Genomic DNA, 25,571 nt, shown 5'->3' with positions numbered 1-25,571 from the left:
ATGTTACAAACTTCAAAATGGGGTATTGATGGCGCAATCAAAGACCCCAAAAGTATCACGGCTCAATGGAACCCTTCCAGCCTTACGTTTATTGACGGTGTTTTTGTAAAGGAAGTCAAAAACGTTATCAAAAATAATGGCTATCTGACCGAAATTTATCGGCAGGACTGGGAGCTGGACGAATTAACGGTAGCCCAAATTTTCCAGGTTTCGCTCAATCCTCATGGCATTTCTGCCTGGCATGCCCACGAAATTACTACCGACCGGATTTTCGTAAATAACGGGTCCATTAAAATCGTCCTGTACGATGCGCGCGAAGAATCCCCTACTTATGGACAAATTAACGAATTTCGGTGTGGAGAACTGAGGCCAATGTTGGTTATAGTTCCTCCCAGAGTATGGCATGGCGTCCAGAACTACACAAGCGAGCCTGCCGCATTGCTCAATATAGTAGATAAAGCTTACCAGTACGACAATCCGGACCATTGGAGAATTCCGATGGATTCGCCGGAGATCCCGTACACATTCTCATAACTTCGATTTGAATCATTATCCAAATTGGTAAAGGACGGTTTAGATACATTTGAAAATTCCGTTTTTTCGAGCATCCGATGGAACCTGATCCTGTCCTTTGCGGGACAGCTCAGCAACATTGGTATTACATTAATTTTGAGCCGCCTGCTCGAACCTAATGATTTCGGGATCATGGCTGCAGCACTGGCGCTCGTGGGTTTGATTGAGTCATTCGGTTCCATTGGAAGTACCTCCGCATTGACACAGCGACAGACTTTGTCCGATCAATTTTATTCAGCTGTACTCATCATTGCGGGAGGCTCGGCCATTCTCATGATGCTGATCATCTGGGCGCTTTCACCATACCTGGCGTCTTTTTACGAAAACCCTGATCTCAAAAACGTCTTCCTATTGCTCAGTCTGTCGATACCATTTCAATTTTTAGAGACATTCCCTCTGGCGGAGCTGCAAAGACGATTATCATTTGACAAAATCGCCGCCACCTCATTTTTCAGCATCATTATTTCCGGAATTATTTCATTGTACATGGCCTATGCCGGCTATGGATGGGTGGCGCTGATCGTTAGATTATTCCTGTTGCAGAGTATCAGGACCATTTATTTTTGTTTTGTTGCGTGGCCGAAGTTTACATTCGCTCCCAGCCGCGGGGAAATCAAGGAACTACTTCGCTACGGAATCCCCCAATCACTCTCGCAATTCGTGCTGCTGTTCGGTCGGCGTATAGATGATATTTTGATTGGGAAATGGATGGGTACTGGTGTATTGGGAATTTACAGCCTCGCATATAGCCTCTATATGTGGCCGATTTCAAACATTAAGGGACGAATCTCACAAGTCGTTTTCGCGGCACTTTCCAAGATCCAGACGGAACCAGGATCCATGAGCAAGTACTATTTAAAAGTGGTTTCACTTTCAACATTGATCGGCTTTCCAATCATTATAGGCTTTGCATCTGTCTGCGACCTGGCGGTCCCTGTCATTATGGGTGCAAAATGGCTTCCGGCAGTTCCTGTGTTACGCATATTGGGCATTGCTTCTCTTTTCGAGATTTGTGTTTTCCCAGGGGCCATTTATCAGGCAGTGGGCAGAACCAGAACTTACCTAAAAACAACCACCATTACCCGGGTAGTCGCTGTGGCAGGGATTTTGGTCGGCCTTAATTTTGGGCTTGAAGGTGTCGCCGAAAGTGTCGTAGTGACGAGTTTGATCAGTTTCTTTATTTACAATCACTTTGTAGGACAGCTGATACCGGTCACAAACGCAACAATGCTCAGAATAATCATTAAAAATGGCTTCCCTAGTCTTGCAATGCTATTTTTGATTGTCTTGTTTCGTCTGGCGTTGGGTGATCAGCTTTTACCTGCTTACGAATTGGGCATCTCCATTATAATCGGCATCGCATCTTACGGACTGCTCATAAAGGTATTTCACCCTGAGCTACTGATGATCAAGCCAATCTAGCCGAATAAAAAAGCACCGGCCAATGAATAACCGGTGCTCCAAATATATTTTATCTGACTACTATGCCGAGTTTCGGGCAGCATTAATAATCCCAAACATTGCCCTCATAATCAACTGGTTGTAAGTCTCCACATCCACCGGCAGCTTTTTCGGATCGCCTGCCAGCATTTGTAACGCATACTGTTGAATGGTGATCAGCGGAAGAACGATACGCTCGCGTGTTTTGATGGATACCTTGGTCACATTGTTACTGTCAAGCAGCTCCTTTTGACCTGATACTTCAAGTAATTGCTCCCGCGTCAGTAAGAATTCGTCATACATTTTGTCCCAGAACTCTGTATACTCCTGCTCGTCGCGGAGATATTTTGTAGCAGGGAAAAACGCCTTCGACAGCGATTGCATGGAATTTTCGATCAGCGTCCGGAAGAATAATGACTTCTTGTAAAGCTGCTTGATATCTTCCGTTTTGTTGCTCTTCGCTAACTCCTGAATAGCCGATCCAAATCCATAGAAACCAGGCACATTCTGCTTCATCTGCGCCCAGGACCCTACGAACGGGATAGCACGCAAATCTTCAAATTTCAATCCCTCGTCGTCATTCCCACGTTTGGTAGGGCGGCTTCCTATGTTGGTCTGCCCGTAAAAACGCAGCGGCGTTTTCTTGTCCAGATATTTCACGAACATTGGATGATTTTTAAGATCAAGATAAGAGTCATAGGCAATCACGGCCATTTCTTCAATCAGAACCTTGTCCTCTTCGCTTAGTTCGTCTTCAACCCGGTTTCCTCTGAACAAATGGTTTTCCAAACCAGCCGTGAACAATCTTTCCAGGTTGTACATAGCCGTGGTTACCGTTCCATAATTCGAGCTGATAGTCTGCCCCTGAACGGTTAGCTGAATTTCCTTATCCTCAATATCAGCTCCCAGCGACGAATAAAAATTATGATTGTTACCACCACCACGTGCAGGAGGCCCTCCACGGCCATCAAAGAATGTGACTTTGATGCCAAACTCGCGGGAAACCTTGGTCAGTTCCTCCTTCGCCCGGTAAATAGACCAGTTGGCACGAAGGTAACCGCCATCCTTGGTACCATCCGAGAACCCTACCATAATCGTCTGGTGGTTCTCACGGTTTTCCAAATGTGTACGGTAGTAATCGTTTTCGTATAGCTTGCGCATAATGCCCGGCGCATTCGCAAGGTCATCCACCGTTTCAAAAAGAGGTACTACATCCAGGGCCAGCTTGCCGTCTTCACCAGCGATCAGGTTTTTGGCCAGCGACACTACCTGCATTACATTCAATGCTGAGGTATTATTGCTGATCACGTAACGGTGAGCACCTTTTTCTCCATTCTTAGCCTGGATGGTCTTGATAGCCCTGATAGAGCCTAGAATGTCTTTTGTAAGCGTATCCTCGTAGTCTTCGTCCCGCAACGGAATGTTGAGCGACAGGAGCAGATCGATTTTTTTGGCTTCATCCCAGCTTTCGTAATCACTGTATTTCAGCAAAGGGATCTTCTTTTCAAGCCTTTTCAAAATGTCTTCCCAAGCCTTGGCATGCTTGCGACTATCCTGCCGTACATCCAAACTGGCAAAGAAGAAGCCGAAAATATTCAGCTTCAATATAAAATTGTCAAGTAGTTCAACAAAAAGGCCCTGATGCTTGCTGACGAGTACTTCTCTCGCTTTCAGCAATTCGTCGATCAGTTCCTGTGCATTATCATATCCTTCTTCGAACGGCCCGAAAATAGTGCTGTTCATCTTTCTTTCGGCCAGCGAAATCGCGTCATCCACTCCTTTGAAGGTCAAACGACGTTTTAATTGACGCAAATCGCGGTAGTAGCCTCTTAGCAAAGTCTCCCTCAGTCTTGCAGCAACCTGTAATGTAGTCTCCGGATTTACAAACGGATTGCCATCGCGGTCGCCGCCTGGCCAGAACCCAAGTCTGAAAACATTCGGATAAGGCCAGTCATGCACACTCATTCCCAGACCATTGATCAGCTTTTCAAGAATGGCAGGAATGGCGTCGTAGTATACATTTTCCAAAAACCAGCAAAGGCTCACCGCTTCATCGAAAGGCGTTGGCTTTTCGTGATTAATAAATGCAGTTTTACCCAATTGCAACAACAGCTGATTTACTTCCGTAAAATCATTCACTTTGATCGCATCTTCCAGGTCATTGATAATTCCCAATACCTTTCCGGAGTAAAACTGGGTAGGATGCGCCGTAAGCACGATTCGCACGCTGAAATCTTCCAGCTTCGTCAGCAGTTTTCTCTTTAAATCGTCGCTATCCAGACGCTCTGTCAGGTAAGTTACGGAGCCTTTTCCGGTCAGGTCATGCGTCTGATCAAATGCGGCATCCTCTACTGAGTCGAAAAGAACAACCTGTCTTTCAATGTATTGGATAAAAGCAAAGAGCAAATCCGCCCGTTCCTTCGGCGTGGCCGTTTCCAGAAGCTCTGAAAAAAAATGTTCAATGATTTCCTTGGGGGACTTGCCCTCCTGAAATCCTATCTCACTTTGCTGGGTAAGTATGGGAAGTAACGAGCCTGTCTGAAAAATACCGCGATACGGCAAACTCAGAAAAAGGCTATTAAAAATATTGTACTTCGTTACAACTGCGTCCTGGAAACTGTTATTCATATGGGAGTGACGAAATTATATTTTGAAATCTGCAATGGAGGCAAATATACTTCTAAAAAACGGGTTTCAGGCCTTGGGATGGGCTTGTTGATGTGTTTTTTTGAGCTTTTCAATAGAGTTGTGCGTGTAGATCTGCGTTGCGGCCAGATTAGCATGCCCCAAAAGTTCCTTAATCGCATTCAGATCCGCGCCCCGGTTTAGCAAATGCGTGGCATAAGTGTGACGTAAAACATGAGGACTTTTTTGAGAAAGCGTGGTGACAGCTGATAAATATTTCTTTACTGTTCTCTGTATAAAAACCGGATAAGCCTCTTTTCCTGAATCGGTTATAATCAATGAATCCACGTTTTCCACCGGAGCTCTTTGTGCCAGATATTTCCGCAACAAAACGATCAATGATGTCGAAAGCGGTACGATACGTTCCTTCGCTCTTTTTCCAAAAACCCGAATAGTCCGCCCAGCCAGGTCCAGGTCTTTTTCTTCCAGACTAATGAGTTCTGCAAGACGGATGCCGCTTCCATAAAGCAGTTCCAGAATCACCCGATCACGGATCCCTCCGAAATCGTCCGTAAATGTATCTGCCTCAAAAAGCATTTCCATAGCCTTTTCTTCTACAAATGCCGGAAGCTTTTTGCGCGTTTTTAATGCCGATAGAATTTTTGTAGGATCCTTGTCAATGTGTTTCTTTCTTCTCAAAAAACCATAGTAAGCGCGGAGAGAGGCTATTTTTCGATTAATTGAGGAAGGATTAAGCCCTTCTTCCATTAAACTTACAACCCAGGAACGCAACATAGGAGACGTTGCAGATTCGGGTTGCTTGCATTCATATTGAAAACGCAGGTATTTCTGAAACTGGTCCAGATCGGTCTCATAAGACTTGACAGTGTGAACGCTGGATCGTTTTTCAAATTTCAAAAATTCCAGGAAAGCGGTTATCATAGGACTAACATACGAAAAAGAGCCGTCTAACACAAGACAGCTCTTTTTCATATGGAATGGATACAATAATCCTATCGAAATCTTTCAGAAAGCAATTCCGGAGAACTAGTCTTCTAAATGACCGTAAGTTTTTTCTTTGTAAACGGCACGCAAAACTTCGAAACGACGTCTAACAGATGGTTTTTCGAAAGCAGTACGAGCACGAAGCTGGCGCATTGTACCAGTTCTTTCAAATTTTTTCTTGTAACGCTTAAGAGCGCGGTCAATCGATTCGTTGTCTTTAATGTTTATAATAAGCATGCTTATAAAAAATAATGTTCTTTGAATTGGTTTCTGAAATCGGACTGCAAAGAAAAGCTATATCAAACAGAAAATCAAGAAATAAGTCATTAATATTAGGTTATTTTTGCAATCATTGCACTGATAGGAAACCCATTAACTGATAAAACAGCCCGATATGAGCTCGCGACTGGGAATTATTGACTTAGGAACAAATACTTTTCATCTGCTGATCGTCGACAAAAACGCGAAAAGCTTTACTAGTATTTTTCATGAAAGCAGGCCAGCGAGGATTGGTTTGGGCGGAATAAACAAGCGGATCATTACGCCGGAAGCAATCGGCAGGGCGATGGATGTTCTCTTGTATTTCCGGGAAAAGCTGGATTCGTTTGACGTTGAACCTGAAAATACATTCGCATTCGGGACAAGCGCCATTCGAAATGCTGATAACAGAACTGACTTTTGCGATCAGATTCTTGCCAAAACGGGCATCGACATTACCGTAATTGACGGAAACAGAGAAGCCGAATACATTTACTATGGTGTAAGGCACGGGGCTGACATTGGAGATTCTCCGTCGCTCATTATGGATATTGGCGGCGGAAGTGTCGAATTTATCATTGGCAATCAATCTCAAATCTTCTGGAAGCAAAGCTTCGAAATCGGCGGGCAGCGACTTTTGGAGAAATTCATGCGCAACGATCCGCTGTCCCAGGCCGACAGAAAAGGTCTCTACAATCATTTCGAAGAGAACCTGATCCCGCTCGCCAATGCGGTACATCAGTATGCTCCTGAGAAACTGGTCGGCTCGTCAGGCACATTCGATACTTTGGTCGACATTGATTTTCATTACCGCACCAATGACTGGCCACCCCGCGCTCAGACCGATTTTGAATTACCACTCGAAGAGTTCTATCGTGCTTACGCTCTTATATTGTCTGGAAATCATTCCCAAAGACTGAACATTCCTGGAATGATCGAGTTGCGGGTCGACATGATCGTCGTAGCCGTTTGCCTCGTCGATTATGTACTGAAAAGCTATGGAATCCGGAAATTACAGGTTTCCAGCTATGCTTTGAAAGAAGGCGTTCTGGCCGAATTAATGTCAAAATAATTAAGTTACCACCGATGTATTATTCGCTTGCACTGTAGTGCAAGTTCTTATTTTTGTGAATTCAGTATTTATCAAACCAACTCTATGAGATTAATACGCTACCTTCTTCTCACGGGACTCGTTTTCGTGTATGTGAATGACGCTCAGGCGCAAAGAAAGAAAAAGAAACAGGAAGATGTCAAGATTGACAAGGCCGTCGATGCAGTTGCATCCGCCGTCAAAGACAAGCTCAAAGACGACAAGAAGAAAGGTCCCAAAGCTTTCAAAGATCTGATCGACACCAGTGCAGTAAGCCAGAAAGGAATGATCTCTGTTCACAAAATGGATGAAAAGTGGTATTTCGAGATCCCTGATTCATTGCTTGACCACGACATTATGGCTGTAACCCGTTATTCGAAAACTGCTGCGGGCGGAGGTATTTTTGGTGGAGAGGAAGTAAACAGGCAAATGATCCGCTGGGAAAAAGGAATGGACAACAATCTGCTGCTTCGCTCGGTAACCATTGTTGTGGCCAGCCCGGACAGTACCAAACCGATTTTTCAGGCTGTAAAAAATTCCAATTCTGACCCAATCATCGGGGTTTTTGACATCAAGGCCATTAAAAAAGATCCGGGTGCAAAATCATCGGTTATTGATGTAACTGATTTCTTCAATGCTGACAACCAGGTGTTTTCTCTGAGCTCAATCAGCAAGCAATTATTAAAACTGACCGCATTCAAAAAGGAGGCTTCCTACATTGAAAAAATCAGTTCATACCCGATTAATACCGAGATCAGGACTGTCAAGACATTCTCAGTTGCACCTCAGTTGCTTACGACAACGCCTGTGCCTTCCATTGGTCAATATTTGCCTTCCGGTCTGGATGCCGGTGTCGTAACTTTTGAAATGAATACATCATTGATCCTGCTTCCGGAAAAACCAATGCGCAAAAGGATCTTTGACAGCCGTGTGGGTTATTTCGCAAATCAGCACGCTGTTTTCGGAGAAGAATCTCAACGGTCTGATACCGAAGTTTTTGCGGTGAGATGGAGACTGGAGCCTAAAAACGCAGAGGATGCAAAGCGTCAAAAGAATGGTGAACTGATTGAGCCTAAGAAGCCAATCATTTACTATATCGACCCTGCAACTCCTGAAAAATGGCGCAAATATCTGAAAGCAGGTGTGGACGACTGGCAGGCTGCATTTGAGAAAGCCGGATGGAAAAATGCCATTCGCGGCGAGTACTGGCCTGAAAAAGATACGACAATGAGCCTGGAAGATGCCCGCTATTCCGTGATCCGCTACTTCGCGGCTGACATACAGAATGCCTATGGGCCTAACGTACATGATCCGAGAAGCGGTGAGATCCTGGAAAGCCACATTGGTTGGTACCACAACGTCATGCGGCTACTGCGTAACTGGTACATTATTCAGGCTGCGGCGGTGGATCCGAATGCGCGGAAAAAGAAATTCGACGATGAGCTGATGGGCCAGCTGGTACGTTTTGTATCCTCACACGAAATTGGTCACACACTTGGGTTGCGTCATAATATGGGCGCCAGCTCCGCTACTCCGGTTGAAAAGCTGCGTGACAAGGCTTGGGTAGAGCAGCATGGACATACTTCGTCTATCATGGACTATGCCCGTTTCAATTACGTGGCACAACCGGAAGATGGTGTTACCAATCTTTTTCCAAGAATCGGTGACTACGACAAATGGGCCATTCAATGGGGTTATTCCAATTTCACGGATGCCAAAGATGTGGCAGCTGAAAAAGCATTGCTTAACAATCTGACTAAGGAAGCGTATAAAGATGCCCGTCTTCATTTCGGTACAGAAATCAGCCCGTACGACCCGCGTTACCAGACGGAGGATTTGAGTGATAATGCTATGAAAGCTTCTGAATATGGTATTAAAAACCTCAAAAGGATTATCCCAAACCTCATCGAATGGAGCAAGGAGGACGGTGAAAGTTATAAGGAGCTGGACGAAATTTATGGTAATGTGGTAACGCAGTACCGCCGCTACCTGGGTCACGTGATCAAAAATGTCGGTGGTATTTACGACACTCCAACTACATACGACATGGACGGCTCGACGTTCACGACTGTTCCAAAAGCTACTCAGAAGGACGCCATTGAATTTTTGAACAATCAATTATTCAAAACACCGGTATGGCTGCTGGACCAGAACATCCTGAACAAAATCAAGCCTGAATCTGGGGTTGAAGCAATAAAAGCTTTGCAGGAATATACATTAACGTCTCTTTTTGCCGGCGACAGGGCTGTCAGATTAATGGAAACAGGGCTTTCTGCTAAAAATTACACGCTTGACGACCTTTTTACAGATCTGGAAAGCGGCATCTGGTCAGAGGCAAAAACGGGCAAAAGCATTGACCTGTACCGCAGGAACCTGCAAAAAGTCTACGCTGAAAAGCTAATCGATTTATTGAAACCGGGCAAGGCCAATGTGTTGTCGGTACCAGTAGGAATTACTTATGGCTACTCAACAAGAGTGGTGGAACTGGAAAAAACCGATCTGCCGTCCGTAGCGAGAGCGCATTTGGAAAGTCTGAAAACAACTTTGCAAGGTGCAATCGCGAGGAGTACCGATAAAAATACAAAGTACCATTTGCAGGATGTGCAACAGCGCATCAAACAAGCGCTTGATCCGAAATAACATAAGGACTAAAACTTGCCAAGTCTTGAAGACTTGGCAAGTTTGCTTTTAACCAAGCTATGAACAATCTCGAAAAAGTACTTCCGGAACATGCTGAATTCGCAGCGGTAATCCGCAATGCGAAGCCTTACCGAAGGCTGGATTTTTCTGCCGGTAATCTGGATTTATTGGAAAGAGACTTTTCGGAGACCGCGGTCTTTTCAAATTATATTTTTGAAGAAATGCTTTCTGAAAATACATTCATCGGTATTGGTGGCTACGATGAAAATCGGGTCATTTACCGTCATCGGAAGCATTTTACTGCGGAGGAAGAAAAACCGAGGAGCATTCACCTCGGTACTGATATCTGGGCTGAGGCTGGTGAAGCAATCTATGCGCCTCTCGATGGTATCGTCCATAGTTTTGCATTCAATGACCACTATGGGGACTATGGCCCGACCATTATTTTAAGCCATGAATTACAAGGCCTGAAATTCTTTACGCTCTACGGACATTTATCCTTGGTGTCGCTGGATGGACTTTATGAAGGGAAAAGCATATCCGCTGGCGAAAAATTTGCCTCAATTGGTTCCTACCCTGAAAATGGCGACTGGCCGCCGCATCTTCATTTTCAGATCATTGGTGATATAGGCGCATACTCGGGCGACTTCCCCGGCGTAAGCAGCATCCAGGATCGTGAGCATTACCTATCCATTTGTCCCGATCCCAATTTGATTTTGAGGATTAATGAAAACGGGGTGATTTGATTTTGAAAAAGCTTCTCGGAGTTATGGGCATGTTTAAAGTTATGCGCATATTTAGTGCATGAAATCTCGTCTCAACCTGACTATTGAAAGCACTGTACTGTTGCTGGTAAAAGAATACGCGGCTGCCCACCATGTCAGCGTTTCTCAAATCGTAGAAGACTATCTTAAAAGCATTGTTAAACCTCCGCTTGAAAAAAGCAACATCTTTGACATGGTTCATCAATTGCATGCTTCTATGGAAATAAGCCACAGCGAGGATCTAAAAAAGGATTTTTACGAAGATCAATCTCAGAAATATGACTTTTGAAGTTTTCTAACCCGAGATAAAAATTTTCAAAAAGCAGGCTTACCCTCACTGCCTGTATATAGTATCGAAGATTTCTTAAAATTAACTGCCTGATAATCAAACCTTTTTCTTCTCCAAATTAGGCAAAAACCCTGTCAGCAAGCCAATTAGTGGCAAAAAAGAACAAATACGGAATACGTATTCGATGCTGGTTTGGTCGGCCAGGCTTCCTAGTATCGCTGATCCTATTCCCGCTATGCCAAAGGCGAAACCGAAAAATAAGCCTGCAATCATCCCAACCTTGCCTGGAATCAGTTCCTGGGCATACACCAGTATCGCTGAAAAGGCCGACGAAAGTATTAGCCCAATAATGCAACTCAGCACACCAGTCCAAAACAAATTGACATAAGGAAGCAATAATGCAAACGGAGCCGCACCTAGAATGGAGATCCAGATCACATACTTACGCCCGATACGGTCACCGACAGGGCCGCCAATGAAGGTACCAGCCGCCACCGCAAACAGGAATGCGAAAAGATATATCTGTGAACTTTGAATGGACACTCCGAACTTATCGATCAGGTAAAAAGTGAAGTAACTTGAAATACTGCTCATATAGATGTATTTCGAGAAGATCAGCAACAGCAAAATGGTAATCGCAAATACAACTTTACCCTTTGAAAGGTGAGTGTCCTGCCTCACAGCACTACCTGCCTTTTTGACGACATTTCGAGCCAGATTCTGCTTGTACCAGCCTCCTACCCACGATAGAATAATGATCGCCAGAAGTGCTACCAGTGAGAACCAGATGATTTGAAATCTTCCGTAAGGCAACAGAATCAATGCAGCCAATAAAGGGCCCAGCGAGCTACCGGCATTTCCACCTACCTGAAAAAGTGACTGAGCCATCCCATGCCGCCCGCCCGACGCCATGCGCGCAACCCTGGACGCTTCCGGATGAAAAACAGCCGATCCGATCCCGATCAGTCCGACGGATAGCAAAACAATGTTAAAACTGCTTGCCATTGACAATGAAACCAGCCCCAGCAGCGTAAAACACATCCCGATAGCAAGTGCGTAAGGCTGCGGTCTTTTATCGGTATAAGAGCCTACTAATGGTTGAAACACCGACGCGCTTACCTGGAAAGTAAAGGTAATGAGCCCGATCTGTGAAAAACTTAAATGAAAAGAATCCTTAACCATTGGATAAATGGAAGGGATCAGGGATTGCATGGTATCGTTAAGCAGGTGCGAGAAACTCAATGCTAACAATATGGGAAACACGGTTTGTGAGGCAGTAAGCGTCGCCGCGGTATCGGCAGCAGCGCCTTCATTGAAAGTTTTCATAAGCAATAGAAACCCGGAAAATTCTATTTCCGGTGAATAGTAGTTGCAGCTGACTGAGCGCCGGCAAGAATGGTAATGTCTGCGATGGTCACCCGATCAGGCGCATTGATTGCATAAAAAATAGCGTCTGCAATGTCCCCTGCCTGTAATGGATCAAAACCTTGATATACTTTTTCCGCACGACTTTCGTCTCCTTTAAACCTTACCAGGGAAAACTCAGTTTCAACTGCGCCGGGTGCGACATTGGTAACCTTTATCCCGTGCTGCGTCAATTCCAGTCGCATTCCTTCACTCAGTACTTCCACAGCTGCTTTTGATGCGCAATAAACGGCGCCATTTGCATAAGTTTGTTTGCCTGCGATAGAACTGATGTTGACGATATGACCTTTGCCACGCTCTAATAACAATGGAATGACCGCTTTGGATACATAAAGCAGCCCTTTGACATTCCCGTCGATCATCGCGTCCCAATCATCGGTATCGCCTTCGTCCAGCGATCCCAGGCCATGCGCATTACCCGCATTATTGATCAGAATATCAATGTTTTTCCATTCGTCCGACAGCGAGCCTATCATGGCCAGCACTGCGCCTTTGTCGCGGACATCAAAAATAAGAGTGGTTACTTTTACCTTGGAAGCGAGTATCTCAGCCACTTCATCCAGCCTGTCTTTACGACGGCCACAAAGGATAAGGTCAATACCGGCGTCGGCAAAAATTTCTGCGGTTGCCTTTCCTATTCCGGAAGTAGCTCCGGTAATCAATGCAATTCGGGACATTACTAATTATTAATGCGTTACTATATTAATGAGCAGCTTAATCCTTGTTTTTAGGAATGTTCATGCTGCTGAACTTGCCTTTTTCAAGCTGAGCTGCCTGGCTAAATAACTGCACAGCTTGCTGATAAACATTATCCGTAGGGTTAAGTACCTGGAAAACTTCATTATTCAGCCCGTTCTTTTGCTTCCTTCCCCATACGTACCGCCCTATGATCGCCTTTGTCTGAGAAGTAATCAGTGATTTTGAATGACGAAGCTCTTTCTCATTAGGCTTAATACCGGCTTTGGATGCATCCTTAACCATTTCCGCAAGCATAGCGTCCGAGATCTGGAACGAAGTCAGGAAGTCATTGAATGATTGTTTTTCCAGTTTTTTCTTATTCTCATTGGCATAGCGCAATGCGTATTCTCTGATGATATTTTTGGAGTATAATTCAAATAAGTACTTGCTGTTCAGCAATGTATCTTTTGGCACAAAAATATCGGGTGTAATACCGCCGCCACCATAAACAATGCGGCCACCATCGGTTTTATAAATTTTGGTTTTATCAAATTTGATACTATCCGCATTAAACAGCTCACCACTTTCATAACGGTGCGACAGATCTAAGCTATAATCCTCTCCTTTTCCTAGCTCGTAAGGTTTCTGAATGCTGCGGCCGCTTGGAGTATAATATCTTGAAATCGTCAATCGCAGTTCCGAACCGTCGGCTAATTTGATCGGCATCTGTACCAATCCCTTTCCATAGGATCTCCTTCCTACTACCAATGCACGGTCATGATCCTGCAAAGCACCCGCCAAAATTTCAGACGCCGACGCGCTGCCTTCGTCTACGAGTACAATCAATGGGCCTTGCTCAAAAAGCCCATCCACGTGCGACCGTGTTTTTCTGTCGAACCGGCTGTCTTTTCCTTCTGTATATACCAAAAGCTTGTCGCCAGCGATAAATTCGTCGGCCATGCTCGTTGCCCGTTCCATGTAGCCGCCAGGGTTACCGCGGAGGTCGAGGATCAGGTTTTTGAGTCCTTCCGCTTTCAATGTTTTCAATGCTGACTTGAACTCATCAAATGTAGTTTCGGAAAAACGGCTCACTTTGATGTAGCCAATTTCCTGATCCACCATGTAAGACGCGTCAACCGAATAAGTTGGAATACGATCGCGTACGACAGAGAAATTCATTTTTTCATTTAACCCTACCCTTTCAATGGCCAGGTCAACTTTGGTACCTCTTTTCCCTCTCAACAATTTGTAAACCTGCGCATTAGTAACGCCCGGCCCTGATAGATTCTCTTTATTAACAGAAATGATCCTGTCACCGCTCTGAATCCCGGCCGTCTCAGAAGGCCCTCCGCTCAAAGGAGTTACTACGTAAACGGTATCGTTATAAATATTGAACTCCACGCCAATTCCGTCAAACCCTGATTCGAGCTGGGAACGTGCAGCGGTAGCTTCTTCGGTATTAAAATAAGCGGTATGGGGATCCAGCTTTTCGAGCATTTTGGCAATGGAAAAATCCACCAGCTCGTCTGTATTTACGGAATCGACATAATTGTTCTCCACCAGCATCAGCACTTCCCGGTACTTGGCGTACCCTTTTGCGACGTCAGACAATTTCTTGCCGCCACTGAAAAACGTACTGCCTAAAAGTACCCCTGCTGCCAGGGTAATGCCTATTATGATCGGCAAACGTACCACTGACTTGGAATTATGAATCGGTGTCTGAGATTTTTCTGGATTCATGCTGGTTGAGATTTTTGAAAGGGGTATAAAATCTGCCCTCACGGAGCACATTTTTCTAACGTGAAGTAAACAATTTTGGTTGCTTAATGCAAATGAAAATCAGCGTTAAACAAAAGCCTTCAGGGACTCTGGATTTCGCATCGTATCCATATTGATAACTTTGGCAGGATCCTGACCCATTAAAATTCTTTTCATTGGAGCCTCCATTTTCTTGCCGTTGATCGTATAGGGAATATCGTTCACCTGCTCAATAGTATCGGGTACGTGGCGGGGGCTGTATTGAGTGCGCAATGCATTCTTAATCTGCGATTTTAAATCCTCTGTCAAGATTTTGTCATTTGTCAATACCACAAATAATGAGATCGTGCCCTCACCACTCTCCTTTTCAAGGTACACGGCCAGACTGTCTTTCACGTCCGGAATGCTCTCTACTGCACGATAAATCTCCGCCGTACCGATCCTCACGCCGCCACGGTTCAGCGTAGCATCCGACCGGCCGTAAATGATCACAGACTTTCTGGAAGTAATCTTAATCCAGTCGCCATGCCTCCATACATTCGGGTACATTTCAAAGTAGCTGCTCAGGTATCGTTCGTCGTCGTGGTCATTCCAAAAATAAATGGGCATAGACGGCATGGGTTGTGTGATCACCATTTCTCCCAATTCGTCGAGCACCGGCTTGCCGTTATCGTCAAAAGCTTCGATTTTGCAACCGAGCATTCTACATTGAATCTCTCCTGCGTAGACAGGCAGAATCGGGCAGCCACCCACAAATGCGCTGCATACATCAGTGCCTCCGCTCAACGAGATCAGCCACACATCCTTCTTGACATGCTTATATATCCACTCGTACACTTCGGGCGGTAGTGGTGATCCGGTAGATCCGATTGTTTCCAGATTGTTGAGCCTTTCAGAAGTAATGCTTACCCCGCTTTTCATAGACGCAATAAAATACGCCGCTCCGCTTCCGAAGTGTGTAATCTTTGCTTTTTCGGCCAAAGTCCAAAGTACTTGCGATGACGGATACGTGGGCGCGCCGTCGTACATCACGAGCGTGGCCCCGCACAGCATTGACCCTAGTGCATAATTCCACATCATCCAGCCGGTGGTGGAGTACCAGAAATACCGGTCGCCTGGTTTCACATTCTGATGTAATGTCAATGCTTTCAAATGCTCGATCAGGCAGCCGCCAACGCTGTGCGTGATGGCTTTGGGCTGCGCTGTGGTACCGGAAGAATAGAGGATCCAGATCGGATGGTCAAATGGAACAGGTTCAAAATCAATGCCGAAATGTTGCAAATGCAGGATATCTTCCCAGGCTGTAAAACGGTCCGGCCTGGTTTCGGAATGAATGTTAGTCACCAGCACGGTATCCTTTACGCTGGGCAGCGAAAACGATAAATCCTGCGCAAACGAAGTGATATCGTATGTTTTTCCATTGTAGGCGTACCCGTCCGCAATGAACAGTACTTTGGGCTCAATCTGCGAAAAACGCTCGGTAATGGCTGCTTTTCCAAAATCAGGAGAGCAGGACGACCAGACGGCGCCTACCGCATTAGTAGCCAGAAAAGCGACGACGGCCTGCGGAATGTTAGGTAGCACGCCTGCCACGCGGTCGCCAGGCTTCACGCCTCTTTGTTTCAGCCAGGTTGCTACCGCGGCTACTTCCGCTTCCAGCGTGTCCCAGGAAATTTCTCTTAATTCGGATTGTTCGGATTGAAAAATGATCGCAGGCCGATCTTTGGTTTTATTCCTGAAAATATGTTCAGCATAATTAAGCTTCGAGCGGGTAAACCATTTGGTACCAATCATTCCACTCAATGTCTTTTGCAGAACTTCCAGATACAGGTCGTGTGATTTGATATTGTAGTACTGCCACAGGCTTTCCCAGAAGTCTTCCAGGTCCGTTACCGACCATTCCCACAAGTCATGATAAGAACGAAAATAGAGTCCCTTTTTCACAAATAGCCAATCCATGTATTTTTTGAGATTGGATTGTTCCAGCAAAGCTTTTCCGGGTTTCCATAAAGGTTGGGCCTGAACGTCGGTCGACATATTCAATACTTTAAAATGAAGGTCTAGATAGGTGAAAACAGGTTTTAAGGCCCTTTTCTACGATAGTACTTATAAACGTTCCGTTATCATTTTTGGCATAAATAGAAACAAAAATATTTACTCAAAAAATTACCGTATCTTTGTTGCCTAAAATTTTAAAATTACTAGTACTCTGATCATCAGATACGTTAGTTAACTGATTTTAGTGGCAACTTATAAAGTTGATTACCAATAAAATCACCATCAGTTACACGGTAAATTTGCTAAGAGGAAAAAATTCCAGTAGTGATACTGCATTCCTAATGAGAAAAAGAACAACCAATTCGAAGGAAGCCGGCGCTTCGCGTCCTTCGAACGGTGGGACAGGTTCCTTCCGCAAAAGCAATGACGGTGCAGCCCGTCCGTTTAAGAAAGCACGGCCAGAAGCAGAGAGCCGTTTCAGCAAGCCCAGCATTAAAAAATCAAGTTTAAGGAGGGCCGATTCCAGCACAGAAAATACAGGACCTAGAACCAGGCCGAATTTTGACCATGAAAAACCGCGTACTGAAAGGCCGCGTTTCGACAAGCCGGAATTCCGCAAATATGGTGAGGGCAAACCTGCTTCCGACAGACCACGTACATTCAACCGCGATGGTGAGAATCGTGGCGGTGAGAGAAAAGAGTTTGGAAAAACCAGTTCTGACAGAGATTCTCGCCCGTTTAAGCCAAGAGAAGAATACAAGCCAAGGGGCGAGTTCAGACCAAGGGAAAATGACAGGCCGCGGGATGATAATAAGCCAAAAGGCGTAAGACGCGCATTTGGCGACAAACCTGAACGTCCACGTTTCGATCGCGAAAATGATTCAAGGGAATTCAAGCCAAGAACTGATTCGGATCGTAGTGAACGTCCATTTAATAGCGACAGAGCTGAAAGGCCCCGTTTTGCCGGAAATAGCAGCTCACGTGAATTCAAACCAAGAACTGAATCGGATCGTGGAGAGCGTTCTTTTCCGCCCCGAGACAGACAGGATCGTCCTGCTTTTAAAAAAAAAGACGATTCTGACGCATCCGCTCCCCGGAATTTCAGAGAGCGCGAACCGAAAGAGGATCATTCAGCGCCAACCGAAGACCGCAGTGGAGTAGACCGCCGGGTAGGACGTTTTGAAAGTGCCCCACGATATAATTTGTCGGAGTACGAAAAAAAGAATGCTCCAAAAAAGAAGAAGGAAGAAAATGAAGAAATTCGTCTGAACCGGTACATTGCCAATGCTGGTATTTGTTCAAGACGTGAAGCTGACGATCTGATCTCTTCGGGCCAGATTTCGGTAAATGGTAAGACAGTTACCGAAATGGGCTATAAAGTTCATCGTACCGATGTTGTAAAATACGGTAAGAAGGCATTGAACCCTGAAAAAATGGTTTATATCCTGATCAACAAGCCGAAAGATTACATCACAACAACCGACGATCCGGAAGAACGTAAAACGGTTCTGGACCTGATTCAGGGTGCTTGTTCTGAACGTGTGTATCCGGTAGGAAGGCTGGACAGAAATACAACTGGCCTGCTGCTCTTGACCAACGATGGAGAATTAGCTGAAAAGCTGACGCACCCTTCGGGGGGTATCAAGAAAATATACCAGGCCGAGCTGGACAAGCCCATTACTACCGAAGATTTCGAATTGTTGCAGCATGGACTTGAACTCGAAGACGGATTTATCCGACCTGATGAAGTTGGAATTGTAACACCGGATGCAATGGTGGTAGGTTTGGAAATCCACAGCGGACGCAACCGTATCGTTCGTCGCATGTTCGAACACATGGGATACGAAGTTCAGAAGCTGGACCGTACCGTTTTTGCAGGATTGAACAAAAAAGATCTGCCTCGCGGTAAGTGGCGGTTTTTGAGTGAAAAGGAAGTTGTAAAGCTGAAATTTTTGCTCTAACCGACCGAATTACATAACAAAAAAGGTGCGATGTTAACAATCGCACCTTTTTTGCATTTGAACCAATATATGTTACATCCTGAATCCGAATGAGTAAACATCATATGGAGCGTCAGGATAAAGTCCTTCAAACTGCACCATTGATTCTTCTTTTCCGGCAATCGCGGATTCGAATTCTTTCACAGACCGAACAGTCTTTCCATTCACTTTGGTAATGATGAAGCCTTCTTCCACTTGCGAGCGGGCAAATTTGCCACCGTCAATGGAGAGTACTTTCACTCCGCCATCTATTTTGTAACGGGTAAGACGTTGTTTTTCAGTATCACTCAGATTACCAAACTGGGCTCCGAGGGTGTTCATAACCGCTGCTGTTTCGTCACGTTTGATGATCTCAGAACCACCAGTACGGTTACGTAATGTAATCGGAAGGTCTTTCTCTTTACCGTCACGGTTCACAGTCAGATTAACTTTATCGCCAGGCTTATGCAAACCAATGGATTGTTGCAGTTCAGGAATTGAGTGAATGTCCATTCCGTCTACTTTCACGATCACATCACCTTTGCTTACTCCGCCTGCCTTCGCTGCGCTATTTTCGGTGAATTCACGAACATATACACCGTCATTCACTTTCACGCCATATTCTTCTGCTTTTCTGCTGTCCAGATCATCCAGGGCAATTCCGAGGTAACCGCGTTGAACATTTCCGAATTTGATCAGATCGCTCGATACCTTCTTAACAATGCTCGAAGGAACTGCGAACGCATAACCAGCAAAGCTTCCGGTAGGGCTGGCAATCGCTGTGTTGATACCGATCAGCTCTCCTTTGAGGTTAACCAACGCACCACCACTGTTACCAGGGTTTACAACTGCATCGGTCTGAATGAATGATTCCAATGGTGAATCACCTGCGGCCGTCGATGCTGGCGTCACACCATTGCGGCGGCTTGACTGACCAATGATTCCCAAACCACGACCTTTTGCACTTACGATACCAGCTGTTACAGTTGATTCGAGGTTAAATGGATTTCCTACCGCTACAACCCATTCGCCAACTTTCACAGCGTCAGAATTTCCTAAGGTTACCGCTGGCAGATCCTTGGCCTCGATTTTAATCACTGCGATATCCGTAGAAGGGTCAGCACCAATCACTTTCGCCCTGAATTTACCTTTGTTATGTAGGGTCACTTCCAGTTCCTGGGCACCTTCCACCACGTGGTTGTTGGTTACAATGTATCCGTCGGGGGAAATGATGACGCCTGAGCCGGAAGCTTCCTGGGACTGAGGCCCCCGTTGGCCTCCTCCAAAATCGTCACCAAAAAAATCTCTGAATATATCTGGGATCTGTTGCTGACTTCTGGAAGCCTGGCGTGTCATGGTGGACTTAATATGCACTACCGTCGGTGTGGTCGCCTCAGCGGCGTATACGAAATCACCAGGAGCACCAACTGGCGCACCGGTCGATGTAAAGCGGTTAATAGACTCGGATGGAGCTTCTTTAAAAATTACATCTCTATCACTATCATTACCAAGTAGTTTAAAGCCAGCAAGAGTTGATGCACTAGAAATCAACCCAACCAACACTAAACCTTTCCAATTTGTTTTCATAGACATATGTTGGGGTTATATTTTTGTGAATGAATAACGCAAAGCAAATAACAATTTATTCCCGTGTCCAGCTCATTTAACATATTTTAACAAAGATATCGTATTTGATAATTACTAAAATATCCTGCCAGACGAATATGAGAATTTTGTATCCTGCCCTGCTCATAAAAAAGGCGTTATTTTCGCAAATAACGCCTTTTCCTAATTCCCAAAGGATCAGGCAACTTCAATCGCACGGGCAGGTTTTTCCTTAGCTTCCTCGCGTTTTGGCAATGCCACGCTCAAAATGCCTTCGGAATAACTAGCTTCGATTTTATCGCCGTCCACTGAATTAGGCAATGTGAATGTACGTTGGAACGAAGAGTACTTGAACTCTTTGCGGGTGTACTTCTCATTGGTATCCTCTTCTTTTTGTTCTTTTTGGGCGGAAATGGTCAACTGGTTTTTTTCAAGATTCAATTTGAAATCTGATTTTTGTAAACCAGGGGCGGCCACTTCAATGCGGAACCCTTCTTTACTTTCAATAACATTTACAGCTGGTACACTTCCCGAGAAAGCAGGCGTGTTGAATTCATTTAATAGATCCTTACCAAAAAATCCGTTCAAATAAGATGGACCTGCAAAATGTGTTTTGACTAATGTGCTCATTGTTATAAGGTTTTTGTTGTTTTTAAATTTCAGTTTTAACCGTCGCGGTTTATGCACTGTTATTATCAACTTCTATACCTTTTGATAAAACACTAAAAATACCGGACAAAATGTCGCTATTTTGTTCAAAATTGAAAATATAATGACATAATGACCGATTTTATCAAAACATAACGGCACAAAATGTCCGGATCGCCAAACATTGACTAGCAATTGACTAGCAATAGAATTCTAAAAGAAGTAAGGCTTATTTTAAATCAAGTAAAGCGCAGGCTTGCTCGGAAGCTGATTGTTCCGCTTTTTTCTTCGTAAAGCCATTGCCAGTAGCAAATGGCTCGTCATTAACGAGGATCTGAGAAATGAATTCGCGGTGATGACGTGTGCCCCTTTCTTCCAAAATTTCGAAACGGATCTCTTTGCCTTCGCGTTGCGCCCATTCAATGATGAGGCTTTTGAAGTTCGCATTGTTCTGGATAATGTTGTCCAGGTCGTAATGTGTGATAAGTTTGCTGATGATAAAAGTCCGGGTAAACCGAAAACCTTTATCCAGGTAAATAGCTCCAACAAATGCTTCCAGTGCGTCGCCGTACATAGAAGATCTCGGTGACATTCCACGCCGGTTGCCATCATATTCGATCAGCCGATCGAGACCAAGCTTTCTTGAAATTTGATTGAGAGACTCGCGGTTTACAATCCTGGAACGGATCTCGGTCAGAAAACCTTCGTCTTTGTAGGGATATTTGGTAAAAAGAAATTCGGCTACGACCATACCCAAAACAGCATCTCCGAGATATTCCAGTCTTTCATTGGACTCACGAAAACCCTTGATGGCTGTTTCTCTGGAAGCGGAAGTATGGCGAAATGCGAGCTGGTACACGCCAAGATTGGAAGGCCGGTCGCCAATTACATGAGCAATCGATTCCTTAAATTTTTTATCCTCAGCACTTCCGGTTCTGAAAAGAGAGAGTATCGGTATAAGAATTCGCTTTGCCAATTGTAAAAAGTTAATCAGTCTTCATACTTTTTGAAAATGACTGACGCATTGTGCCCTCCAAAACCAAATGTATTGCTGAGTGCAATATTAACATTTCTTTTCTGAGCCTTGTTGAAGGTAAGGTTCAATCTTGGATTAATTTCCGGATCGTCGGTAAAATGATTGATAGTGGGTGGGATAATCTGATCCTTGATCGCCATGATACAGGCCGCAGCTTCTATCGCTCCCGCCCCGCCCAATAAGTGGCCGGTCATGGATTTGGTAGAGCTAATGTTCAATTCATAGGCGTGGTCACCGAAAAATTTCTCGATGGCTTTGATCTCCTGTGGATCACCAATCGGGGTAGAAGTCCCGTGGGTATTGATGTAGTCGATATCCTCCGGTTTGATGCCGGCGTTCTCAACCGCATTTTTCATTACAATGTGGGCACCCAAACCTTCTGGGTGCGGAGCGGTAATATGGTAGGCATCGGATGACATTCCGGCACCGATCATTTCAGCATATATTTTGGCTCCTCTCGCTTTTGCATGTTCGAGTTCTTCCAGAATAAGAGCTGCACCACCTTCTCCAAGTACGAATCCGTCTCTTTCTTTGTCGTAAGGACGCGAGGCGGTTTCCGGAGAATCGTTTCTTTCTGATAATGCTTTCAATGCATTGAAACCTCCAACCCCTGCAATGGTAACAGCTGCTTCGGAACCTCCCGAGATGCAGACATTCATCATGCCAAGCTTGATATAATTAAAGGCATCGATTAATGCATTAGTAGCAGAAGCACAGGCGGAAACTGTGATGAAATTAGGCCCCCGGAATCCATAACGGATAGAAAGTACTCCTGAGGCGCTATCCACGATCATTTTTGGAATGAAGAATGGATTAAACCGCGGGGTTTTACCATTTTCGGCGTAGTTGATTACCTCGTCTTCGAAAGTTTTCAAACCGCCAATTCCGGTACCCCAAATAACACCGGCTTTGTCGAGATCAAGCGTATCTGCGTCAAAGCCGGCGTCCTTCATTGCTTCATCAGCAGCAATGACGGCGTACTGTGCAAAAGGGTCCATTTTACGGGCTTCCTGCCGAGGGATGTAATTGTTGATATCCAGACCTTTTATCTCGCAGGCAAAACGGGTCCGAAACTTTTCAGCATCGAAACGCGTGATAGGTGCTGCACCGCTTACACCTGCAACCAAATTTGTCCAAAAGGTAGAAACATCATTCCCGATGGGTGTCAATGCACCCATTCCTGTAATTACAACTCGCTTAAAACTCATAAAATTGGGACAGAAATAGAAGATGATACAGCAAAGAAACCGAATTACTTCACGTTTTCTTCCAGATATGCAACAGCCTGGCCAACTGTACCAATGTTCTCTGCCTGATCATCAGGGATAGATAGATTGAATTCTTTTTCAAACTCCATAATCAATTCAACGGTATCTAGAGAGTCCGCTCCCAAGTCGTTCTGGAAGTTTGCTTCCGGTGTAACCTCCGACTCTTCTACGCCGAGTTTCTCGACGATAATTTGCTTAACTCTTTCTGCAATTGCTGACATTTTATAATCACTTTTTGGTTAAAATCGCAACAAAGAAAGATATTTCAGTTCACTTTTTCAAAATTTTTTTAGTCGGTTCATTTTATTGCATGCCGTGTGCTGAAAATAAAAAAAGCAGAAAATCAAATGCTTACCCGGGTTAAGTTTCAAGAAATCTATACATCATATAGAGAACATTACGGATAACTGTACATTCGCGAAACTTTTATTGTTCACAGATTAATGTCAGTATGATTTCAATACCTGATTTAAAAAACACGGATTCCCCTCAATTTTTCCTGATGGCGGGCCCCTGCGCGATCGAAGGCCGCGATATGGCACTCCGAATCGCTGAACATATCGTCAACATTACCGACCGCCTCAGCATTCCATATATTTTCAAAGGCTCGTACCGTAAGGCCAACAGGACCAAAATTGACTCATTTACGGGCATAGGCGATGAAAAAGCGCTGAAAATACTACAGGAAGTTCACCAGACTTTTGGCATACCTACCGTTACCGATATCCACGAGTCTCACGAAGCTGCACTGGCGGCTGAGTATGTAGATGTACTTCAAATTCCCGCGTTTTTATGTCGGCAAACGGAATTGCTGGCAGCGGCTGCGAGGACCGGAAAGGCTGTCAATGTAAAAAAAGGGCAGTTTCTTTCTGGTGGTTCCATGAAATTTGCTGTTGAAAAAATCAATGAAGTAAATCCCGACTGCCAGGTAATTTTAACGGACCGTGGAAATAGTTTTGGTTACGGAGACCTCATTGTCGATTACCGTAATCTACCTGAAATGGCTTCATTCGGTGTGCCCATTGTGATGGATTGTACGCATTCATTACAGCAGCCTAACCAAACTTCCGGTGTCACAGGCGGCAAACCGAAGCTGATCGAGACCATTGCCAAAGCTGCAATCGCTGTCGGTGCGGACGGGCTCTTTATAGAAACTCATTTTAATCCTGCCGAAGCAAAATCCGATGGTGCCAATATGTTGCCGCTGGATCAGCTGGAAGGGCTTTTGGAAAGACTGGTACGTGTGAGAGAAGCGATCCTATGATGCTAAAATTTGCCCGGATACATTTGTTATGTTTTCTTCTGTGCTGTAATTTTTTCAACCAGGAAGCTTTGGCGCAAAGAGATTCCACGCTCTGGGTCGTCAAAGCTGGCGATGTGATCCCGCCGGTTTCCCTGGGCATAGCGGGCCTGATCGTACAGGGTAAGATCAGCAGGCACTTGCAGGAGAATGTTGTTTCCAAATACTCGAACTTTCATTCGAACGTGGACGAGTACCTTCCATATGCCCCTGGCGTGATCAGTTTGAGCCTTGCGGCCTCCGGCGTAAAAGGAAAGCATTCACTGGGCGACCAGGTTATTCTCGCTTTGCTGTCCAATCTGGTAGCGCAGGGAGTCACCCAGAGTTTGAAGAGAATTGTGCGTTATCCGCGGCCTAATGGTGAGGATTATCATTCTTTTCCATCGGGTCATTCTACGACTGCTTTCACCAACGCTACGCTTTTGCACGAGGAATACGGGCAGCGGAGCGTGCTTTACAGCATTGGCGGATACGGTACTGCCACAGCGGTAGGTGCATTACGTGTTCTCAACAACAAGCATTGGCTGGCAGATGTGCTCATGGGAGCAGGGATAGGCATTGGGGCGACAAAAGTACTATATATCAGCTATCCCTGGCTGCAGCAAAAGGTTCGGCGGATGAAACATTAATTTAAGGCTTACGAAATCTGCTGACATAGGGTTGTCACTCGCCACCGCTTCATTTGTACCAAACAAATTAAACGACCGCAACATGCAGCTCAAAACCATTCAGCCAATTCATGTCCTGTATTTCGAAACACAGACTTCATTCAATGAAATTTCCGAACATATACGTCACGTTGCACACGCGCTGTACCGGGATGCTGTCAAGAACGATTTGGAGATCACCGGCCCTGTTTACTGGATATATAACGGAGCAGACGGCAACCCTGAAACTGTTTTTACATTGACAATAGCCCTGCCGGTTTCGCCGAAACCTGAACTGGCAAACTCTGAATTTCGTACAAAATACCTGGAAAAGTTCGAATGTGCGACCGATCAGCTTTACGGTGGATGGGATGGATTCCGAGAAGTTTATGGCCAACTCATTCCTGCAATTCTGTCCAACAATTTGACAATGTCTGGCGAAAACCGCGAAATTTACATTAATCTGGATTTCGAAAATCCCGACAGGAACACCACCGAAATTCAGATCGGAATTTTGAAATAACACATGGATCGTCATCTCATTC

Annotated in this window: 22 protein-coding genes; 10 read left to right on the top strand and 12 right to left on the bottom strand. The window is 45.0% G+C overall.

Going from position 1 to position 25,571, the window contains the following annotated elements:
- Both ON006_RS25815 and ON006_RS25810 read left to right on the top strand, forming a co-directional pair.
- Positions 1-534, top strand: coding sequence for a cupin domain-containing protein (locus ON006_RS25815; protein ID WP_244824124.1), 534 nt, complete (start codon positions 1-3; stop codon positions 532-534).
- Between the two features lie 24 nt (positions 535-558).
- Complete coding sequence (locus tag ON006_RS25810) at positions 559-1,995, top strand: lipopolysaccharide biosynthesis protein (protein WP_244824123.1); 1,437 nt, start codon at positions 559-561, stop codon at positions 1,993-1,995.
- A 60-nt stretch (positions 1,996-2,055) separates the two neighbouring features.
- Here ON006_RS25810 and ON006_RS25805 read toward each other — a convergent pair whose 3' ends face one another.
- From ON006_RS25805 to rpsU, 3 genes are all read right to left on the bottom strand, one after another.
- Entirely contained in the window at positions 2,056-4,641 is a 2,586-nt protein-coding gene (locus tag ON006_RS25805) for a phosphoenolpyruvate carboxylase (RefSeq protein WP_244824122.1), read from the bottom strand.
- A gap of 66 nt (positions 4,642-4,707) precedes the next feature.
- Entirely contained in the window at positions 4,708-5,580 is an 873-nt protein-coding gene (locus ON006_RS25800) for a tyrosine-type recombinase/integrase (RefSeq protein WP_244824121.1), read from the bottom strand.
- A 105-nt stretch (positions 5,581-5,685) separates the two neighbouring features.
- Complete coding sequence (rpsU, locus tag ON006_RS25795) at positions 5,686-5,880, bottom strand: 30S ribosomal protein S21 (RefSeq protein ID WP_026629542.1); 195 nt, start codon at positions 5,878-5,880, stop codon at positions 5,686-5,688.
- 157 nt (positions 5,881-6,037) lie between these two features.
- Between rpsU and ON006_RS25790 the strand changes: the two genes are divergently transcribed.
- The 4 genes from ON006_RS25790 to ON006_RS25775 all read left to right on the top strand — a co-directional run bounded on the left by ON006_RS25790 (position 6,038) and on the right by ON006_RS25775 (position 10,684).
- Positions 6,038-6,973, top strand: a complete 936-nt coding sequence (locus tag ON006_RS25790) for a Ppx/GppA phosphatase family protein (protein ID WP_244824120.1) — start codon at positions 6,038-6,040, stop codon at positions 6,971-6,973.
- 84 nt (positions 6,974-7,057) lie between these two features.
- On the top strand, positions 7,058-9,631 hold the full coding sequence (locus ON006_RS25785; RefSeq protein ID WP_244824119.1) for a zinc-dependent metalloprotease: 2,574 nt from the start codon (positions 7,058-7,060) through the stop codon (positions 9,629-9,631).
- Positions 9,632-9,690: 59 nt separating this feature from the next.
- Positions 9,691-10,377 carry a peptidoglycan DD-metalloendopeptidase family protein gene (locus tag ON006_RS25780; RefSeq protein ID WP_244824118.1) on the top strand — a complete coding sequence of 229 codons (687 nt, stop codon included), beginning with the start codon at positions 9,691-9,693 and terminating at the stop codon, positions 10,375-10,377.
- 58 nt (positions 10,378-10,435) lie between these two features.
- Positions 10,436-10,684, top strand: a complete 249-nt coding sequence (locus ON006_RS25775; protein ID WP_244824117.1) for a DUF6364 family protein — start codon at positions 10,436-10,438, stop codon at positions 10,682-10,684.
- Between the two features lie 96 nt (positions 10,685-10,780).
- Here ON006_RS25775 and ON006_RS25770 read toward each other — a convergent pair whose 3' ends face one another.
- The 4 genes from ON006_RS25770 to ON006_RS25755 form a co-directional block, all read right to left on the bottom strand.
- Positions 10,781-12,010 (bottom strand): MFS transporter, encoded by a 1,230-nt coding sequence (locus ON006_RS25770; protein ID WP_244824116.1) that lies wholly within the window; start codon positions 12,008-12,010, stop codon positions 10,781-10,783.
- Between the two features lie 23 nt (positions 12,011-12,033).
- On the bottom strand, positions 12,034-12,786 hold the full coding sequence (locus ON006_RS25765) for an SDR family NAD(P)-dependent oxidoreductase (protein WP_244824115.1): 753 nt from the start codon (positions 12,784-12,786) through the stop codon (positions 12,034-12,036).
- Between the two features lie 37 nt (positions 12,787-12,823).
- The gene (locus tag ON006_RS25760; protein ID WP_244824114.1) at positions 12,824-14,527 is read right to left on the bottom strand and encodes a S41 family peptidase; all 1,704 of its coding nucleotides are present in this window, start codon (positions 14,525-14,527) and stop codon (positions 12,824-12,826) included.
- Between the two features lie 105 nt (positions 14,528-14,632).
- Positions 14,633-16,582 carry an acetoacetate--CoA ligase gene (locus ON006_RS25755; RefSeq protein ID WP_244824113.1) on the bottom strand — a complete coding sequence of 650 codons (1,950 nt, stop codon included), beginning with the start codon at positions 16,580-16,582 and terminating at the stop codon, positions 14,633-14,635.
- Between the two features lie 302 nt (positions 16,583-16,884).
- Between ON006_RS25755 and ON006_RS25750 the strand changes: the two genes are divergently transcribed.
- Positions 16,885-18,504, top strand: a complete 1,620-nt coding sequence (locus tag ON006_RS25750) for a pseudouridine synthase (protein ID WP_244824112.1) — start codon at positions 16,885-16,887, stop codon at positions 18,502-18,504.
- Positions 18,505-18,576: 72 nt separating this feature from the next.
- Here ON006_RS25750 and ON006_RS25745 read toward each other — a convergent pair whose 3' ends face one another.
- The 5 genes from ON006_RS25745 to ON006_RS25725 all read right to left on the bottom strand — a co-directional run bounded on the left by ON006_RS25745 (position 18,577) and on the right by ON006_RS25725 (position 23,300).
- Positions 18,577-20,109 carry a Do family serine endopeptidase gene (locus ON006_RS25745; protein WP_244824111.1) on the bottom strand — a complete coding sequence of 511 codons (1,533 nt, stop codon included), beginning with the start codon at positions 20,107-20,109 and terminating at the stop codon, positions 18,577-18,579.
- 216 nt (positions 20,110-20,325) lie between these two features.
- A complete protein-coding gene (locus tag ON006_RS25740; protein WP_244824110.1) occupies positions 20,326-20,757 on the bottom strand; it encodes an Hsp20/alpha crystallin family protein in 432 nt (143 codons plus the stop codon).
- 247 nt (positions 20,758-21,004) lie between these two features.
- A complete protein-coding gene (gene rnc / locus ON006_RS25735; RefSeq protein ID WP_244824109.1) occupies positions 21,005-21,751 on the bottom strand; it encodes a ribonuclease III in 747 nt (248 codons plus the stop codon).
- Positions 21,752-21,765: 14 nt separating this feature from the next.
- Positions 21,766-23,019, bottom strand: a complete 1,254-nt coding sequence (fabF, locus tag ON006_RS25730) for a beta-ketoacyl-ACP synthase II (RefSeq protein WP_244824108.1) — start codon at positions 23,017-23,019, stop codon at positions 21,766-21,768.
- A 44-nt stretch (positions 23,020-23,063) separates the two neighbouring features.
- Positions 23,064-23,300 carry an acyl carrier protein gene (locus ON006_RS25725; protein ID WP_015813362.1) on the bottom strand — a complete coding sequence of 79 codons (237 nt, stop codon included), beginning with the start codon at positions 23,298-23,300 and terminating at the stop codon, positions 23,064-23,066.
- Positions 23,301-23,530: 230 nt separating this feature from the next.
- Here ON006_RS25725 and kdsA point away from each other — a divergent pair, with 230 nt between their 5' ends.
- From kdsA to ON006_RS25710, 3 genes are all read left to right on the top strand, one after another.
- Entirely contained in the window at positions 23,531-24,343 is an 813-nt protein-coding gene (gene kdsA, locus ON006_RS25720; protein WP_244824107.1) for a 3-deoxy-8-phosphooctulonate synthase, read from the top strand.
- 68 nt (positions 24,344-24,411) lie between these two features.
- Positions 24,412-25,008, top strand: coding sequence for a phosphatase PAP2 family protein (locus ON006_RS25715; protein WP_244824106.1), 597 nt, complete (start codon positions 24,412-24,414; stop codon positions 25,006-25,008).
- 82 nt (positions 25,009-25,090) lie between these two features.
- The gene (locus ON006_RS25710) at positions 25,091-25,549 is read left to right on the top strand and encodes a GyrI-like domain-containing protein (protein ID WP_244824105.1); all 459 of its coding nucleotides are present in this window, start codon (positions 25,091-25,093) and stop codon (positions 25,547-25,549) included.
- The last annotated feature ends 22 nt before the right edge of the window (positions 25,550-25,571 follow it).

Origin of the sequence: Dyadobacter pollutisoli (genome assembly GCF_026625565.1) — a bacterium.
Lineage (GTDB): Bacteria > Bacteroidota > Bacteroidia > Cytophagales > Spirosomataceae > Dyadobacter > Dyadobacter pollutisoli.
The sequence above is the reverse complement of the archived record's forward strand: the minus strand, read 5'-3'. Positions and strand labels throughout refer to the sequence as shown.